General features: G+C 52.9%; 14 protein-coding genes, 1 tRNA gene and 3 rRNA genes. 4 read left to right on the plus strand and 14 right to left on the minus strand.

Translation table 11 applies throughout. The annotated features are described in order from the left end of the window. Nucleotides 1–129: 129 nt before the first annotated feature. The 4 genes from AAEY27_RS02310 to rrf (AAEY27_RS02325) all read left to right on the plus strand — a co-directional run bounded on the left by AAEY27_RS02310 (nt 130) and on the right by rrf (AAEY27_RS02325) (nt 3,498). Nucleotides 130–3,035: ribosomal RNA gene (locus AAEY27_RS02310) — 23S ribosomal RNA — on the plus strand. Between the two features lie 102 nt (nt 3,036–3,137). Next, nucleotides 3,138–3,253, plus strand: a 5S ribosomal RNA gene (rrf, locus tag AAEY27_RS02315). A gap of 14 nt (nt 3,254–3,267) precedes the next feature. After that, nucleotides 3,268–3,343, plus strand: a tRNA-Thr gene (locus tag AAEY27_RS02320). A 39-nt stretch (nt 3,344–3,382) separates the two neighbouring features. Further along, nucleotides 3,383–3,498: ribosomal RNA gene (gene rrf, locus AAEY27_RS02325) — 5S ribosomal RNA — on the plus strand. 148 nt (nt 3,499–3,646) lie between these two features. Here the strand turns inward: rrf (AAEY27_RS02325) and AAEY27_RS02330 are convergent. From AAEY27_RS02330 to accC, 14 genes are all read right to left on the minus strand, one after another. Then, entirely contained in the window at nt 3,647–4,405 is a 759-nt protein-coding gene (locus AAEY27_RS02330) for an amino acid ABC transporter ATP-binding protein (protein ID WP_342323325.1), read from the minus strand. 8 nt (nt 4,406–4,413) lie between these two features. Further along, nucleotides 4,414–5,517 (minus strand): amino acid ABC transporter permease, encoded by a 1,104-nt coding sequence (locus AAEY27_RS02335; RefSeq protein ID WP_342323326.1) that lies wholly within the window; start codon nt 5,515–5,517, stop codon nt 4,414–4,416. A 9-nt stretch (nt 5,518–5,526) separates the two neighbouring features. After that, nucleotides 5,527–6,708, minus strand: coding sequence for an amino acid ABC transporter permease (locus tag AAEY27_RS02340; protein ID WP_342323327.1), 1,182 nt, complete (start codon nt 6,706–6,708; stop codon nt 5,527–5,529). Nucleotides 6,709–6,781: 73 nt separating this feature from the next. Beyond that, nucleotides 6,782–7,807: an amino acid ABC transporter substrate-binding protein gene (locus AAEY27_RS02345; protein ID WP_342323328.1), complete on the minus strand. Its 1,026-nt coding sequence runs from the start codon at nt 7,805–7,807 to the stop codon at nt 6,782–6,784. A 473-nt stretch (nt 7,808–8,280) separates the two neighbouring features. Then, nucleotides 8,281–8,502, minus strand: coding sequence for a lipoprotein (locus AAEY27_RS02350; protein ID WP_342323329.1), 222 nt, complete (start codon nt 8,500–8,502; stop codon nt 8,281–8,283). Nucleotides 8,503–8,844: 342 nt separating this feature from the next. Continuing rightward, nucleotides 8,845–10,926 carry a putative bifunctional diguanylate cyclase/phosphodiesterase gene (locus AAEY27_RS02355; RefSeq protein ID WP_342323330.1) on the minus strand — a complete coding sequence of 694 codons (2,082 nt, stop codon included), beginning with the start codon at nt 10,924–10,926 and terminating at the stop codon, nt 8,845–8,847. A gap of 180 nt (nt 10,927–11,106) precedes the next feature. After that, nucleotides 11,107–11,268, minus strand: coding sequence for a DUF2556 family protein (locus AAEY27_RS02360; RefSeq protein ID WP_342323331.1), 162 nt, complete (start codon nt 11,266–11,268; stop codon nt 11,107–11,109). A gap of 163 nt (nt 11,269–11,431) precedes the next feature. Further along, nucleotides 11,432–11,728: a DNA-binding transcriptional regulator Fis gene (gene fis, locus AAEY27_RS02365; RefSeq protein WP_000462905.1), complete on the minus strand. Its 297-nt coding sequence runs from the start codon at nt 11,726–11,728 to the stop codon at nt 11,432–11,434. Nucleotides 11,729–11,753: 25 nt separating this feature from the next. Next, nucleotides 11,754–12,719 carry a tRNA dihydrouridine synthase DusB gene (gene dusB / locus AAEY27_RS02370; RefSeq protein ID WP_342323332.1) on the minus strand — a complete coding sequence of 322 codons (966 nt, stop codon included), beginning with the start codon at nt 12,717–12,719 and terminating at the stop codon, nt 11,754–11,756. 310 nt (nt 12,720–13,029) lie between these two features. Beyond that, nucleotides 13,030–13,767, minus strand: coding sequence for a carbonic anhydrase (locus AAEY27_RS02375; RefSeq protein WP_342323333.1), 738 nt, complete (start codon nt 13,765–13,767; stop codon nt 13,030–13,032). Nucleotides 13,768–13,905: 138 nt separating this feature from the next. Further along, the gene (gene prmA, locus AAEY27_RS02380) at nt 13,906–14,787 is read right to left on the minus strand and encodes a 50S ribosomal protein L11 methyltransferase (protein WP_342323334.1); all 882 of its coding nucleotides are present in this window, start codon (nt 14,785–14,787) and stop codon (nt 13,906–13,908) included. A gap of 11 nt (nt 14,788–14,798) precedes the next feature. After that, nucleotides 14,799–16,250, minus strand: coding sequence for a sodium/pantothenate symporter (gene panF / locus AAEY27_RS02385; RefSeq protein WP_342323335.1), 1,452 nt, complete (start codon nt 16,248–16,250; stop codon nt 14,799–14,801). After that, nucleotides 16,240–16,482, minus strand: a complete 243-nt coding sequence (locus tag AAEY27_RS02390) for a YhdT family protein (RefSeq protein ID WP_342323336.1) — start codon at nt 16,480–16,482, stop codon at nt 16,240–16,242. The genes panF and AAEY27_RS02390 overlap by 11 nt, the downstream gene beginning before the upstream one ends. 108 nt (nt 16,483–16,590) lie before the next feature. Continuing rightward, nucleotides 16,591–17,940 carry an acetyl-CoA carboxylase biotin carboxylase subunit gene (accC, locus tag AAEY27_RS02395; protein WP_342323337.1) on the minus strand — a complete coding sequence of 450 codons (1,350 nt, stop codon included), beginning with the start codon at nt 17,938–17,940 and terminating at the stop codon, nt 16,591–16,593. Nucleotides 17,941–17,949: the final 9 nt, after the last annotated feature.

Below are 17,949 nucleotides of genomic sequence, written 5' to 3' on the forward strand. Positions count from 1 at the left end.
TTTGAAATATCTGCTCTTTAAAAATCTGGATCAAGCTGAAAATTGAAACGCGGAACAGTGCGAACTGTTCCGTGAGTCTCTCAAATTTTCGCAACGTGATGATGCGTAAGAAACATCTTCGGGTTGTGAGGTTAAGCGACTAAGCGTACACGGTGGATGCCCTGGCAGTCAGAGGCGATGAAGGACGTGCTAATCTGCGAAAAGCGCCGGTAAGGTGATATGAACCGTTATAGCCGGCGATGTCCGAATGGGGAAACCCGGTGCACTCAGGTGCATCATCACAGCATGAATCCATAGTGCTGTGAAGCGAACCGGGGGAACTGAAACATCTAAGTACCCCGAGGAAAAGAAATCAACCGAGATTCCCCCAGTAGCGGCGAGCGAACGGGGAACAGCCCAGAGCCTGAATCAGTTTGTGTGTCAGTGGAAGCGTCTGGAAAGTCGCGCGATACAGGGTGAAAGCCCCGTACACGAAGATGCACATGCTGTGAGCTCGAAGAGTAGGGCGGGACACGTGGTATCCTGTCTGAATATGGGGGGACCATCCTCCAAGGCTAAATACTCCTGACTGACCGATAGTGAACCAGTACCGTGAGGGAAAGGCGAAAAGAACCCCGGCGAGGGGAGTGAAAGAGAACCTGAAACCGTGTACGTACAAGCAGTGGGAGCCTCATTAATGGGGTGACTGCGTACCTTTTGTATAATGGGTCAGCGACTTATATTCTGTAGCAAGGTTAACCGTATAGGGGAGCCGAAGGGAAACCGAGTCTTAACTGGGCGTTAAGTTGCAGGGTATAGACCCGAAACCCGGTGATCTAGCCATGGGCAGGTTGAAGGTTGGGTAACACTAACTGGAGGACCGAACCGACTAATGTTGAAAAATTAGCGGATGACCTGTGGCTGGGGGTGAAAGGCCAATCAAACCGGGAGATAGCTGGTTCTCCCCGAAAGCTATTTAGGTAGCGCCTCGTGAATTCATCTCCGGGGGTAGAGCACTGTTTCGGCTAGGGGGCCATCCCGGCTTACCAACCCGATGCAAACTACGAATACCGGAGAATGTTATCACGGGAGACACACGGCGGGTGCTAACGTCCGTCGTGAAGAGGGAAACAACCCAGACCGCCAGCTAAGGTCCCAAAGTCATGGTTAAGTGGGAAACGATGTGGGAAGGCCCAGACAGCCAGGATGTTGGCTTAGAAGCAGCCATCATTTAAAGAAAGCGTAATAGCTCACTGGTCGAGTCGGCCTGCGCGGAAGATGTAACGGGGCTAAACCATGCACCGAAGCTGCGGCAGCGACGCTTATGCGTTGTTGGGTAGGGGAGCGTTCTGTAAGCCGTTGAAGGTGTGCTGTGAGGCATGCTGGAGGTATCAGAAGTGCGAATGCTGACATAAGTAACGATAAAGCGGGTGAAAAGCCCGCTCGCCGGAAGACCAAGGGTTCCTGTCCAACGTTAATCGGGGCAGGGTGAGTCGACCCCTAAGGCGAGGCCGAAAGGCGTAGTCGATGGGAAACAGGTTAATATTCCTGTACTTGGTGTTACTGCGAAGGGGGGACGGAGAAGGCTATGTCGGCCGGGCGACGGTTGTCCCGGTTTAAGCGTGCAGGTGGAACGACCAGGCAAATCCGGTTGTTTTTAACACTGAGGCGTGATGACGAGGCACCACGGTGCTGAAGTGACAAATGCCCTGCTTCCAGGAAAAGCCTCTAAGCATCAGGTAACACGAAATCGTACCCCAAACCGACACAGGTGGTCAGGTAGAGAATACCAAGGCGCTTGAGAGAACTCGGGTGAAGGAACTAGGCAAAATGGTGCCGTAACTTCGGGAGAAGGCACGCTGGTGCGTAGGTGAAGTGACTTGCTCACGGAGCTGAAACCAGTCGAAGATACCAGCTGGCTGCAACTGTTTATTAAAAACACAGCACTGTGCAAACACGAAAGTGGACGTATACGGTGTGACGCCTGCCCGGTGCCGGAAGGTTAATTGATGGGGTCAGCGCAAGCGAAGCTCCTGATCGAAGCCCCGGTAAACGGCGGCCGTAACTATAACGGTCCTAAGGTAGCGAAATTCCTTGTCGGGTAAGTTCCGACCTGCACGAATGGCGTAATGATGGCCAGGCTGTCTCCACCCGAGACTCAGTGAAATTGAACTCGCTGTGAAGATGCAGTGTACCCGCGGCAAGACGGAAAGACCCCGTGAACCTTTACTATAGCTTGACACTGAACACTGAGCCTTGATGTGTAGGATAGGTGGGAGGCTTTGAAGCGTGGACGCCAGTCTGCGTGGAGCCGACCTTGAAATACCACCCTTTAATGTTTGATGTTCTAACGTGGACCCGTGAACCGGGTTGCGGACAGTGTCTGGTGGGTAGTTTGACTGGGGCGGTCTCCTCCTAAAGCGTAACGGAGGAGCACGAAGGTCAGCTAATCCTGGTCGGACATCAGGAGGTTAGTGCAATGGCATAAGCTGGCTTGACTGCGAGCGTGACGGCGCGAGCAGGTGCGAAAGCAGGTCATAGTGATCCGGTGGTTCTGAATGGAAGGGCCATCGCTCAACGGATAAAAGGTACTCCGGGGATAACAGGCTGATACCGCCCAAGAGTTCATATCGACGGCGGTGTTTGGCACCTCGATGTCGGCTCATCACATCCTGGGGCTGAAGTAGGTCCCAAGGGTATGGCTGTTCGCCATTTAAAGTGGTACGCGAGCTGGGTTTAGAACGTCGTGAGACAGTTCGGTCCCTATCTGCCGTGGGCGCTGGAGAACTGAGGGGGGCTGCTCCTAGTACGAGAGGACCGGAGTGGACGCATCACTGGTGTTCGGGTTGTCATGCCAATGGCACTGCCCGGTAGCTAAATGCGGAAGAGATAAGTGCTGAAAGCATCTAAGCACGAAACTTGCCCCGAGATGAGTTCTCCCTGAGACTTAAAGTCTCCTGAAGGAACGTTGAAGACGACGACGTTGATAGGCCGGGTGTGTAAGCGCAGCGATGCGTTGAGCTAACCGGTACTAATGAACCGTGAGGCTTAACCTTACAACGCCGAAGATGTTTTGGTGTGAGAGAGAGAAGATTTTCAGCCTGATACAGATAAAGCCGGGTGCGGAGGAGAAGTCTGCATGCGGTAAACAGAATTTGCCTGGCGGCACTAGCGCGGTGGTCCCACCTGACCCCATGCCGAACTCAGAAGTGAAACGCCGTAGCGCCGATGGTAGTGTGGGGTCTCCCCATGCGAGAGTAGGGAACTGCCAGGCATCAAATTTAGTGTGCTGATATGGCTCAGTTGGTAGAGCGCACCCTTGGTAAGGGTGAGGTCCCCAGTTCGACTCTGGGTATCAGCACCAGTTATAGCGGTTAAAGTTCGGCACTTAGAAAAGAATTTGCCTGGCGGCAGTAGCGCGGTGGTCCCACCTGACCCCATGCCGAACTCAGAAGTGAAACGCCGTAGCGCCGATGGTAGTGTGGGGTCTCCCCATGCGAGAGTAGGGAACTGCCAGGCATCAAATAAAGCAGAAGGCCTTGTCGAAAGACGAGGCCTTTTGTCATTTCAGCGCATCATAAACTTTCCACTACGCAATAAATAAACCTCCCGCTACGCAACAAAAAGGCCACCCTGCAGGATGGCCTGTATGACAACGCCGTAACGATTAATGGATAACTTGTGACAGGAACGCGCGGGTACGTTCTGATTTCGGATTCGCGAAGAACTCATCCGGTGGAGCCTGCTCAACGATTTCACCGCGATCCATAAAGATCACACGATCAGCAACGGTGCGGGCAAATCCCATTTCATGCGTTACACACAACATGGTCATCCCTGATTCGGCAAGACCAATCATCGTATCCAGCACCTCTTTCACCATCTCCGGATCCAGCGCCGACGTGGGTTCGTCGAAGAGCATAATCTTCGGCTTCATACACAGTGAACGCGCAATTGCCACGCGCTGCTGCTGTCCACCGGAAATCTGCCCCGGAAACTTATGCGCATGCTCCGCAATCCTCACTCGCTCCAGGTAATGCATCGCCAATGCCTCCGCTTCTTTCTTCGGCATCTTGCGCACCCAAATCGGCGCCAGCGTGCAATTCTGCAATACAGTCAAATGCGGGAAGAGATTGAAGTGCTGAAACACCATGCCGACTTCCTGACGAATCTTTTCGATATTACGAATATCTTCGTTCAACTCGATACCATCAACCACAATACGGCCCTGCTGATGTTCTTCCAGATGATTGATGCAGCGAATCGTCGTCGATTTCCCCGAGCCAGAAGGGCCGCAGAGTACGATCCGCTCCCCCTGTTTCACATCCAGATTGATGTCTTTTAAAACATGAAACTGCCCGTACCATTTATTCACGTTCTCGAGCGTAATCATCGCGTCGCCAGATTGCATAGTTATATTACTCATTGTGATCCTCAGTGCGGTGTACGCCCGGTGTTAAAGCGCTTCTCCAGGTGCTGGCTATAGCGCGACATGCTAAAACAGAAAATCCAGTAAACTAACGCAGCAAAAACATAACCTTCGGTCGACATTCCCAACCAGGCGGGATCGACGGTCGCCTGCTGCACACTGCTAAACAGATCAAACAGACCGATGATGATCACCAAACTGGTGTCCTTAAACAGCGCGATAATGGTGTTCACCAGCCCCGGGATCACCAGCTTCAATGCCTGCGGCAGAATAACCAGCCCCTGTGTTTTCCAGTAACCGAGCGCCAAAGATTCAGCTGCTTCGTACTGGCCTTTCGGCAGCGCCTGCAAACCACCGCGTACCACTTCCGCAACATAGGCGGACTGGAACAAGACCACGCCAACCAGCGCGCGGATCAGCTTGTCGATACTGGTGCCTTCCGACATAAACAACGGCAGCATCACCGAGGACATAAACAGCACCGTAATCAGCGGAACGCCGCGCCAGAACTCGATAAACACCACCGATAGGATGCGAACCACCGGCATCTTCGAGCGGCGGCCCAGCGCCAGTAAAATCCCCAGCGGCAGCGCACCGGCGATACCGACAGAAGCGATAATCAGCGTCAGGGTTAAGCCACCCCACTGGCGGGTTTCGACACGTTCCAGCCCAAGGAAACCGCCAAACATCAGCCACCAAACAACAATCGGGTAGATTACCGCCCAGCAGGCAATGTAGCGGCCACGCCGCGGCAGTGATTTCCAGAACATCGGGGCAATAGAGAGCAGGCCAACTACCAAAGCCAGGTTAATGCGCCAACGCTGATCGTGCGGATAAAGACCATACATAAACTGGCCAAAACGTTCATGGATAAAAACCCAACAGGCACCCGCTTTGGTGCAATCGGCGCGGGTCGAGCCAATCCAATTCGCCTGAAACAATACCCAGTCCAGCAGCGGTGGGATCAGTTCCCACATCAGCCACAGGCTGAGCAGTGTCAGCAGCGAGTTCGACCAGCTAGAAAACAGATTTTTTCGTACCCACAACATCGCGCCATTGCTTCCTGCCGGAATCTGGCGCGTAGAGGGCGACACAATTGCTTTTGTCATCTTCGTTCCTCAGCGCTCAATCAAGGCAATACGGCGGTTATAGATATTCATCAGCAGCGAAATCGTCAGGCTGATAAGCAGATAAACCGACATCGTAATGGCGATGGTTTCAATGGCCTGGCCCGTCTGGTTCAGCACGGTACCGGCGAATAACGACACCATATCTGGGTAACCGATTGCCGCGGCCAGCGACGAGTTTTTCGCGATATTGAGATACTGGCTGGTTAACGGCGGAATAATGACGCGCAGCGCTTGTGGAATAATCACCTGGCGCAATGTCACCGGATGCGGGAGACCAAGCGAGCGGGCCGCTTCATGTTGCCCATGAGGAACCGACTGAATACCCGAGCGGATAATTTCGGCGATAAACGCGGAGGTATATACCGACAGCGCAATAGTCAGCGCCGCCAGTTCCGGGATCAGCACCATTCCACCCTGGAAGTTAAATCCGCGCAGATGCGGAACTTGCCAATGTAATGCCGCGCCAAACAGCCAGTGCGCCAGCAGCGGCAACATAATGATCAGCGCCAGCGCGATGGGCCACGTGCGACGCAGTTGCCCGGTCTTAATCTGATGGGCTTTATTAAAGCGAAACAGGCTGATGGTAATCATCACGGCGATCGCGATCGCGCCGACAAAAGCCAGCATCCCTTCGCCCATTTGCGGCGAAGGAATATAAAGGCCGCGATTACTCAGAAACACCAGTTCCATCGTGTTGACCGCTTGGCGCGGGCCGGGCAGGTTACGCAGTACCGCGAAGTACCAGAAGAAGATCTGCAATAGCGGCGGGATATTACGGAAAGTCTCGATATAAATCGTCGACAGTTTACGCAGCAGCCAGTTTTCCGACAGGCGCGCAAGACCAAGGAAAAAGCCGAGGAATGAGGCGAAAACAATGCATAACGCGGAGACCAGCAGCGTGTTCAGCAAGCCAACAAGGAACACCCGGCCATATGTATCGCCCTGCTCATAATCAATCAGGTGCTGAACAATCCCGAAACCGGCGGCGCGATCTAAAAATGCAAAGCCGGAGGTGATCCCGCGATTATTCAGGTTAGTAACAGTGTTATGTATCAAATAGATTGCGACAACGACCACGGCGACAATCGCAAGGATTTGAAACAGCCAGGCGCGAACCGCAGGGTTAGAAAGGGAAAGGGAACCTTTCACGGTTGGGCGGCGATGGGACATAGAGAAAACCTCAGTAACCATGACTCTGGGCTGGGCGTCACGCAGGGGTGACGCCCGTTACAGCACTTGCGAATTAGCGCACTGGCGGAGCGTACTGAATACCGCCGTTGTTCCAGAGGTTGTTCTGGCCACGTTTAATTTTCAGCGGGCTTTCTGAACCCACGTTACGTTCAAAGACTTCAGCGTAGTTCCCGACTTTCTTGATGATGTTGTAAGCCCACTTGTTATCCAGCTTCAGGTCTTTACCGAAGTCGCCTTCTTTACCCAGCAAGTGAGCCATATCCGGCGTTGCCGGGTTTGCCGCTTTCTCGTCGACGTTCTTCGAGTTCACACCCATCTCTTCCGCATTCAGCATAGCGAACAGCGTCCAGCGTACGATAGAGAACCAGTCATCATCACCACGGCGAACCACCGGACCCAGCGGTTCTTTGGAGATCACTTCCGGCAGAACGATCCACTCGCCCGGGGTGCTCAGTTTAATACGCAGCGCATACAACTGAGACTGGTCAGAAGCCAGCGTATCGCAACGGCCGGACTCCAGCGCTTTCGCGGATTCATCAGAGCGGTCGAATGTCACCGGGGTATATTGCATTTTGTTGGATTTGAAATAATCCGCCACGTTCAGCTCGGTGTCAGTACCTGCCTGAATACAAACGGTTGCGCCATCAAGCTCTTTCGCACTTTTCAGGCCCGCTTTGTTATGCGTGAGGAAGCCGATGCCATCGTAATACGTTACACCAGTGAAGGAGAGACCCATGCCGCCGTCGCGAGACGAAGTCCAGGTGGTATTGCGTGAGAGCATATCCACTTCGCCGGATTGCAGCGCGGTGAAACGCTCTTTAGCGGTCAGCGGCGTGTATTTTACTTTAGTGTCATCGCCGAACACGGCAGCAGCAACGCCACGGCAAACATCCACGTCGATACCGGTGAATTTACCGCTCGCATCCGCATAAGAGAAGCCGGGCAGGCCGTCACTGATACCGCATTGTACAAAGCCTTTCTTTTTTACGGCATCCAGCGTTGCGCCTGCGTGAGCCTGGTTTGCGACAGCAAACAGTGCACCGGCAGCGACCAGGCTGGCTATCATCATCTTTTTCATAATGCATCCTGTGTGGCTAAATTTATCGTTATATGAGGCGTCCGGGAAACGCCTGAACCTGTCTGTGGCGATGGCCATTTTTGGTAAAGCAAAGGTAATGCCAGTTTTTGCGGGCGGCGTAATTTGGGCACCAAGCCCGCAATATTGAGAGTGTAGACAGGAAAAAACAGAACGATTGCCCTGTGATGGTGCAAAAATACAACGCGCTCCACAAAATGGAGCAAAAAAGGGTCATTTTTTACGTTGTATTAACAGACAAGTTTCGCAGGTGAATATTAGCAATGAATAGGATGGCATTAATTTGTGAATTGAATCACGCAAGCGGGTGGAATATAACGCGTTGCAGACGAAGCGGGAGAGAATAACGGCAGAATTTGTTTCGCACTGCTCGTTTTTGAGGCCAAAAATTTACGACTAAAAAAGGGATTGCACCGTTATAAAGCAAAAGCGCGGCAAGCCGCGCTTTTGGACATTTATCGGGTGAGCGCCACGATGCCGAGCGTAAGGCCAGCAATCGCCGCCGCGCCGCCAGCAATCGCACCGGCGGTTTCCCAGTTATCCTGTGTCGTCCCTTTCATGCAGGTATTGGTATGTACCAGCCGACCCTGATCGTCGTAAACCGGTACGCAAGGAGAATCGTGGGCACAACCCGCAAGGAAGGTTGCCAGCAGTGCTACGGAAATGAATTTTTTCATCATGTTACCTCTAAATAATCACGATTCCCGACATCAATAACCGCGATATCTCTTCAGAATCGATACAGTGATTTTATCATTCGATAAAATAGATTCTCCAGCGTAATAATCTCAAAGTATGTGCATTGTAAACTTTATGAAGGTAACACCGGCTGTTAAGTGAAATAATGCAGAAAAGATGGAGCGCCGACGAAAATATATCGTTGCCCAACGTAAGGTATTGATTAATGACGAGCGCTACGAATTGTCAGGCTTATATTAGGGGCATAAGAATAATCTAAATCGCTCCCGACGTAAAATAAAAGTGCCCGCCGACGCTTTTATTTAAAAGCTTCTTTGTATTCAGATAACGGAATCCGACAGGGAAAATTTATTTCCCTGCGCGGTAATAGATTCAGCGCTTACCGGTTTACCCAATAAATAACCTTGTAAGGTGTTACAACCCAACTCGGTAAGAAATGCCTGCTGCGCTTCCGTTTCTACGCCTTCCGCGACCACCTTCAGGTTCAGTGTCTTGGCGAGCGCCACAATCGCCGAGACGATCGTCGCATCATCGCCTTCATTGCTCAGCTCACGCACAAACGCGCGATCGATTTTCAACTCACACGCCGGAAGGCGCTTCAAATACAACAAGCTGGAATAACCGGTACCGAAATCATCAATGGACGCCTTCACGCCTGACGCCGTCAATTCTGTCAGTACCCGTACGCTCTCATCCGGGTTACTCATTGCGGTGGTCTCGGTAACTTCCAGAATCAGCTTATCTGGCGGAACATCATGCTTTTTCAGCGTATCCATAATGGTTTGCACCAGCGCGCTCTGCTCAAACTGTAACGTGGAGAGATTGACGGCGATGGACCATTCCGTATGGCCTTGCTTGTGCCATTCGCTGAGCTGCCGGCAGGCTTCATCTACAACCCAGTTGCCAAGCGGAACAATCAGGCCGGTTTTCTCCGCCAGCGGCAGAAACACATCCGGGGAGAGAACGCCTTGATAAGGATGCTGCCAGCGCAGTAGCGCTTCGAAGCCAATCACCGGGCCGGAAGGGGCTTTGAATTTGGGCTGATAAACCAGGCGAAACTCTTCGCGCTCCAGCGCCATCCATAAATCATTCAGCAATTGCAGCTGCGTTTGCGCCAGCGTATTCATCGAAGGCTGGAAGAAATGGTATCCGTTACGCCCCACATGCTTGGTGTGATACATCGCCGCATCGGCGTTGAACATCAATTCACGTTCGTTTTTACCGTCGTGCGGATAAAGGGCGATACCGACGCTCAATGTCACCATCACATCATAAGGATCGATATTGAACGGTTTATCGATCACGCGCACCAGCGAGCTGGCCATAGCGGCCGCATCATCCGGCGCATCGACTTCCGCCAGCAACACAAATTCATCGCCGCCAATGCGCGCCAGCGTATATTGCCCTTTTAATTGCTGCGTCAGCCGATCGGTAACCGCGACCAGTAATTTATCGCCGACATCGTGGCCCCACGCATCATTGACGGTTTTGAAACCATCAAGATCCATAAACATCAGCGCGAAGAAAGAGCCTTCACGTTTGGCTTTATTCACCGCCTGTTCAAGGCGGTCTGCCAACAACACGCGGTTGGGCAAGCGCGTTAAGGTATCGTGAAGCGCCAGGCGTGCCAGTTCGCGGTTGGCGGCGGCCAGCGAGGTGGCCAGCAAAGAAGTTCTCGCCTGCAAACGGGCATCAAACATTGATACCAATAAGGTAATGCCCAGTACCGAGAAGGCCATCATGCTGACCAGGATCGCCAGCCAGTTGCTATTGAAACCATGATGACCAGCCATGCTGTGCTGCAGGGGAATTTGCGCCGCCGCCATGCCGGTGTAATGCATCCCGGCAATGGCAACGCCCATCAAAATGGCGGCACCAAAACGCATGAGCGCGACCTGCGCGCCTTCATGACGCAGGCGGAAAGTGAGCCACAGCGCGGCAAAGGAGGCGACTAAGGCAATGATCACCGACACGGCGACCCAGCCCATGCGCCAGATAATCGCCGGGGAAACCTGTAACGCCGCCATGCCGGTGTAATGCATCGCCGCAATGCCCAAACCCATAACGATGGAGCCAGGGAGCAGACGACGTAAATGCAGTTCGGGAACGCTGACAAGCCACAGCGCGAACAACGACGAACCGATGGCAATCACCATTGAGAGCACGGTCAGCAGCGGTTCATAGTGCATATTCATCGACATATTCATGGCCAGCATGCCGATAAAGTGCATGGCCCAGACGCCGATCCCCATTGCAACGCCGCCGCCACTTAACCAGACCCATGATGACGTACCGGTGCTGGTGGAGACGCGTCCGGCCATGTTCAGGGCGGTATAGGAGGCCAAAATGGCTACAACAAAAGAAACAACAACAAGGATATAGTCGTATTGGCTAACCAGCATGATGTCATCAACTCATTCACTAAGGGCGTTACGCATAACTACTGTCGTACAGGTGAAAATAGTACAGGCGAAAAGGGCTGAGACATTATCATCGTATGGTGATGACTCAAAACGATTTAAATCCCTGCGTAAACCAAGGCAATTGCTGCATTTTCACGAAATTTCGCTACAAGCAATTACTTACAGATTATCGCAGTTCACCAGTTTGAGCGGATTGACGGAATTCATATTGCGGCATTTATCGATGTCGGTGGTCATATACTCCACCCAGTGCATGATTAAGCCATCCAGCGCGAGGATCGAGAGAGCAAAAGCAATCAGCCACCCATATTTGCGAATCATTCCGTCTCTCCCTTTCTTGCAACCATTTTCAGGAAATATACCTTAATCCGCAGCCGCGAAACGCGCGGGAAAGCAGTGTTTTAGATGTCATTTCGAGCAATAAAAAAGGCGCATACCCATGCCGGTCAGCGCCTTTTTATCAATGCAACTCACTGATGATTAATCAGTTCATTCCATATTTTTTCAGTTTTTTACGCAGCGTGCCGCGGTTGATGCCCATCATCAGCGCCGCGCGGGTCTGATTACCACGGGTGTATTGCATCACCATGTCCAACAGTGGCTGTTCTACTTCAGCCAGTACCAGCTCATACAGATCATTAACATCTTGACCATTCAGTTGAGCAAAATAGTTCTTCAGTGCCTGTTTTACCGAGTCACGGAGCGGTTTTTGGGTTACCTGATCCTGAGAGTTAACGGTAGAAACGGTCAGTACGTCAGAATTTACGCGTTGTTCGAACATAGTTCTGTCAGCTCTTTATTTCTGTTTACGCAAAATTTTCGAAGTATGCCTCCAACGCCTCCAGCTGTTCGCTGGCGTCTTCAATGGCGTTGAATGTGCGCCGAAACTGGTCATTCGGAGCGTGCTCCTGGAGATACCAGGAGACGTGTTTACGTGCGATTCGGTAACCTTTTGCCTGACCATAAAAGTCATGCAGTTCCCGAACATGCGCGCAAAGCAAGCGCTTAACCTCTGCCAAAGGCAGTGGGGCCAGCAGCTCCCCAGTGTCCAGATAATGCTGGATTTCCCGAAAGATCCAGGGTCTTCCCTGAGCTGCGCGGCCTATCATCAGGGCATCTGCCCCCGTATAGTCGAGCACAGCTCTGGCTTTAAGCGGGTCAGTAATGTCGCCATTCGCGATAACCGGAATGGAAACTTTCTGCTTAACTGCCCGAATACTGTCGTACTCAGCATCTCCATTGAACAAACAGGCGCGGGTGCGTCCATGAATGGTCAGAGCCTGAATGCCACACTCTTCGGCCAGTTGGGCAATCTCTACGCAGTTACGGTGCTCCGGAGCCCAGCCCGTGCGAATCTTCAGCGTAACAGGGACATCCACTGCGCCAACTACCGCGGTCAGGATCGATTTCACCAAATCCGGGTACTGCAACAGGGCGGAACCTGCAAGCTTGCGATTCACCTTTTTAGCCGGACAGCCCATATTGATATCAATAATCTGAGCGCCACTTTCCACGTTGATACGTGCGGCTTCCGCCATCTCTTCCGGGTCGCTTCCCGCAATTTGCACGGTGCGAATACCGGGTTCATCAATGTGCACCATCCGTAGTCGGGATTTTTCGCTTTCCCACACTTGCGGGTTAGACGACATCATCTCGGATACGGTTAAACCGGCTCCCATCTCGTAGCACAACGTCCGGAATGGTCTGTCAGTAATGCCAGCCATTGGCGCTGCGATCAGGCGATTTCTGAGCTGGTGGTGTCCGATGCGCATGAGTTAAGAAATGACCATACTGTGACTGCAAGGCGGCGTATATTACGCATTTTTTGCATGAGATGAAAGGCCAAACTTTGAGCAATCCTCTGTTGTAGATCAAGGAATAGACAGTCCGCAATGATGTGGCAAGCATTAAATCATAGATTTCATTAGGTTATGCGAAAGGTAAAATTTTCATGTAACTGATAAATTCGCGCAGATTATAGGTTTTTACTGACTCATAAGCGGCGTAACTGCTGTTTTTTTGCACTAAAAAAAGCGGGTTTTGCGAACCCGCTCTCGTTTTTTATATGAACTTTTCAGCCTGTTACTCGACGACCAGCCGACCATGCAGCGGCTGTAATGGGCGATTATTATTGTGATGTATCACCGATGTGAACTGCGCAAGCTGTTCGGAAGAAATTGTCAGTGGATGTTTCATCACCAACCAGGTAACACCTTCGGAGCACGGCGGTGTAGTCAGTGAACCGCTGAAGCGCCAGTAGCTTTTATCGACCGGCAACAGCGCTGCCAAATCGATACGATGCTGTATCGGTTCAGAACTCTCCACTTTTATCGGCAACTTCTGCCACAACTCTGCCAGCTCTTGGTTCGCTGCACCGAGCTCAAACATCACGGCGATCACCGCGATGTCGCCGTTCGCAAAGGTATGCACCAGATGCATCTCCAGTGGGTAATGCTGACTGTGGATGGTATTTTCACTGGGCGCGTGGAAGTGGAATTGCTGTAGATGACTGGTTTCACCATCCAGTATCAGGGTGTTGGTGTTGTGAAGAAAGCTGGCCTGAATCGTATGGCCGTTATTGAGTAATAACGCAGGGCTTTCGCGGTAATGGTATTCAAAAGAGGTCAGGTGGGCGGTGAGGGTTTTGTCGATATTGATGGGGGATTGGTTTTTACCATTCTGGCAGGTTATGAATTCGCTACTCAGTTCACCCCAGTGTTCCGGGGACCCTTTACCTTCATAACCCCAGTGCGCAGACCATGCTAGCAAGGGAACCAGGCTTGCCATGGCAATCGCCGTTTTCGCTATGTGCAGTTTCATTTTATTCGTCCGATGAATGATTTTAAAATCAACGTGTTACCACAAGATCTTATGTGGCGACAGATTATAATCCCCCGCAAAAACAAATAGCAAAAAACAGGACATACAAAAACGTGGCCCGTAGGCCACGTTGTAAGATTACTTTTTCTGGCCGGTGATCCGACACCACTCTTCTTTCTCAACCACCGGGTCGAGCGCGAACAGATCGGCGTAGGCTTCGCAGACGCTTTCCGCCTGGCTGGCAAGGATCCCCGACAGCCCCAACAAGCCGCCTGAAACAGGCAGCACGCTGATAAGCGGCGCCAGCTCGCGTAACGGGCCTGCGAGGATGTTGGCCACCACAACATCGGCTTTCATCGCCTCTGGCTGGTCTTGCGGCAGATACAATTCAAGGCGCTCCGAGACGCCATTGCGCTCGGCATTATCGCGGCTTGCCTGAATCGCCTGCGGATCGATATCGATACCAATCGCTTTTGCTGCACCCAGTTTCAGCGCGGCGATTGCCAGAATGCCGGAACCGCAGCCAAAATCGATCACCGTTTTACCCGCCAGATCCAAACCGTCCAGCCATTGCAGGCACAGCGACGTGGTTGGATGCGTACCGGTGCCGAACGCCAGGCCCGGATCGAGCATCACATTTACCGCATTTTCATCCGGCACATCGCGCCAGCTCGGGCAAATCCACAGACGCTCGCCAAAACGCATTGGATGGAAGTTATCCATCCATTCACGTTCCCAGTCTTTATCCTCGAGCTGCTCGATTTTATGGTCAAAGCCTTCACCCAACAGCGGGTGGTAAGCGAGTTGAGCAACCACGTCTGCCATTTCAGTTTCGGCGTCGAACAGACCGATAACATCGGTATCGCCCCACAGGCGGGTTTCACCCGGCAATGGCTCAAAAACCGGCGTGTCGTGCGTGTCCTGAAAAGTGACGGACACGGCCCCCGCTTCCATCAGAGCATCGCTCAGATCTTCAGCATGTGCGCCGGTGGTGTTCAGTTTCAATTGGATCCATGGCATGGCTTAACTCTTTATTCATTAACAGAAATAGTCGGAGCCTGCGGCGCGGGTTGACCAAAACGGTTCCCGACGACGAAGGCCAGCAAACTTAACAGCAGCGAGGGCACAATCGGATGGAAGCCCAGGTACTGAATATTAAAAGTGGCGAGCACGGCATACAGCACGCCACCGACGATCATGGCGCTTAGCGCACCCGCCGCGTTGGCGCGTTCCCAATAAAGCCCCAACACCAGCGGCCACAGGAACACGGCTTCCAGCCCGCCGAATGCCAGCAGGTTCAACCAAATGATCATTTCAGGCGGACGCCAGGCCGCCAGCATCATCAACACGCCGAGGATTAATGTCGTCGCGGTCGAAATGCGTTTCAAACGCTGCTCATGACGAATTTTAGTCGGCTGCGCGCTCAGCCACAGATCTTTGACGATCGTTGCGGAGGCCTGCAACAGATGGGCGTTAACATTCGACATGATCGCCGCCATTGGCGCGGCCAAAAACAGACCGGCTGCCCACGGTGGCAGTACTTCGACCATCAATGTCGGGATCACCTGATCCGGCACCGACAAATGCGGCAACACGGCGCGGCCTAAGGCACCCGCCAGATGCATACCGAGCATTAACAGCGCGATGACGATGGTGCCGATAATAATGCCGCGATGTACGGATTTACTGTCTTTGTAGGAGATACAACGCACAGCGGTATGCGGTAGGCCGATCACGCCAAAACACACCAGCACCCAGAAAGAGGTCATAAACGCCGGGGAAAGAATATCGCTCGCGCCGTGCGGGCTCACCAGTTTCGGATCGATTTGCTGGAGCGTGTCGACCGCGTGATGCAAACCGCCCGCCGCGTGGATCACGCCAGCCAGCAGCACCAGCGTACCGATCAGCATCACCATGCCCTGCATGGTGTCGTTGAGCACGCTGGCACGAAAACCGCCGAACGCGGTATAGAGTGCAATGGTGATGCCGAAAATCAGCAGGCCGGATTCATATTTGATACCCGCAGCGGTTTCCAGCAAACGTGCGCCGCCGATAAATTGCACGGCAATCGCGCCGACAAACGCAACGAGCAAACTGATGCTGGCAAGCCAGACGACAGCGCGGCTCTGATAGCGCGCCATCAGCATGTCATTGAGGGTGATCGCGTTGTAGCGGCGGGCGAGAATGGCGAATTTTTTGCCGAGAATGCCAAGCGAAAGCCAGATGGTCGGCACCTGGATCATCGCCAGCAGTACCCAACCCAGCCCGAACTTATAGGCTGCGCCCGGCCCGCCAATAAAGGAACTGGCGCTGACATAGGTTGCGGTCAGCGTCATCGCCAGCACAAACCCGCCCATCGAACGGCTACCGAGGAAATACTCGCTCAGAAACGTGCCGCTGCTGCGTTGACGCATGGCATAAAAGGAGAGGCCAAAGACCACAATCAGGTAGATAACCAGAACGGCAATAATTTCAGTTTGCATCGTCATCCTCCAGCGGGATATCACGGAAGATAAAACGCACCATCGCCCAGCAAAGCAAAACAAATACCAGCGGCGTTAACAGGCAGGCCATTTCAAACCAGCGCGGTAAGCCAGTGAAACTCTGCTCCGAACCCGGTAGGTAAGCGCACACTAACCACGCTGCAAGATAAAGAAGGGTCAGCCACAGTGCCCAGCGGGCTTCTTTGTGGGCCTGAACAAAACGGTTGTCCATTTTTTTCCCTTGGAAATGAAGAAAGCGGGGATTGTACCCTAAGGAAAAGATGAGGGGAGAGAAAAAGAAAAAAGGCCGGAAGATCCGGCCTTTTGCGCGCAATGCAGATTATTTTTCCTGCAAACCGAGTTTTTTCTCCAGGTAGTGGATGTTAGTGCCACCATGCTGGAAATTCTCGTCGCTCATAATACGCATCTGCAAATCAACGTTGGTTTTAATACCGTCGATGATCAGCTCTTGCAGCGCATTCTTCATACGTGCAATCGCCACATCTCGGCTCTCGCCGTAGCAGATAAGCTTGCCGATCATGGAATCGTAATACGGTGGGACGGTGTAACCAGCGTAAATATGCGATTCCCAACGCACGCCAAACCCGCCAGGCGCATGGAAGCGCGTGATTTTTCCCGGGCTCGGCAGGAAGGTGTTCGGGTCTTCGGCGTTGATGCGGCATTCCACCGCATGGCCTTTTACCGTCACTTCTTCTTGCTTGATGGACAGCGGCTGACCGGCTGCAATGCGCAGCTGCTCTTTGATCAGGTCAACGCCGGTGATCATTTCGGTCACCGGGTGTTCAACCTGAATACGGGTGTTCATCTCAATAAAGTAGAACTCGCCGTTTTCGAACAGGAACTCAAAAGTACCCGCCCCGCGATAACCGATATCCACACAGGCTTTGGCGCAGCGTTCGCCGATGTAGCGACGCAGTTCCGGAGTAATGCCCGGTGCCGGCGCTTCTTCGACCACTTTCTGGTGGCGGCGCTGCATGGAGCAGTCGCGCTCTGCCAGATAGATAGCGTTGCCCTGACCGTCGGCCAGCACCTGGATCTCGATGTGACGAGGATTTTCCAGGTATTTTTCCATGTACACCATGTCGTTACTGAAAGCGGCTTTCGCTTCCGCACGGGTCATGCTGATGGACTGTGCCAGGTCGGCGTCTTTGCGCACAACGCGCATACCACGACCACCGCCGCCGCCGGACGCTTTGATGATGACCGGGTAACCGATGCGTTTAGCATGGGCGCGGTTTACATCCATATCGTCGCCCAGCGGGCCGTCGGAACCGGGTACGGTTGGTACGCCTGCTTTCTTCATAGCGGTAATCGCGGACACTTTATCGCCCATCAGGCGAATGGTATCGGCTTTCGGGCCAATGAAGATAAAGCCGGAACGCTCAACCTGTTCGGCGAAGTTGGCGTTCTCAGAAAGGAAGCCATAGCCCGGGTGAATCGCCACTGCGCCAGTGATCTCAGCCGCAGAAATGATTGCCGGGATGTTCAGGTAACTTTTAACGGACGGTGCCGGACCGATACAGACCGTTTCGTCCGCCAGTAATACGTGTTTTAAATCGCGATCCGCCGTCGAGTGCACAGCGACCGTCTTGATGCCCAGCTCTTTACAGGCACGAAGAATACGCAGTGCGATCTCGCCGCGGTTGGCGATAACAATTTTATCCAGCATGTGCGCCTC

Source organism: Kosakonia sp. BYX6, from assembly GCF_038449125.1.
GTDB classification, from domain to species: Bacteria; Pseudomonadota; Gammaproteobacteria; order Enterobacterales; family Enterobacteriaceae; genus Kosakonia; species Kosakonia calanthes.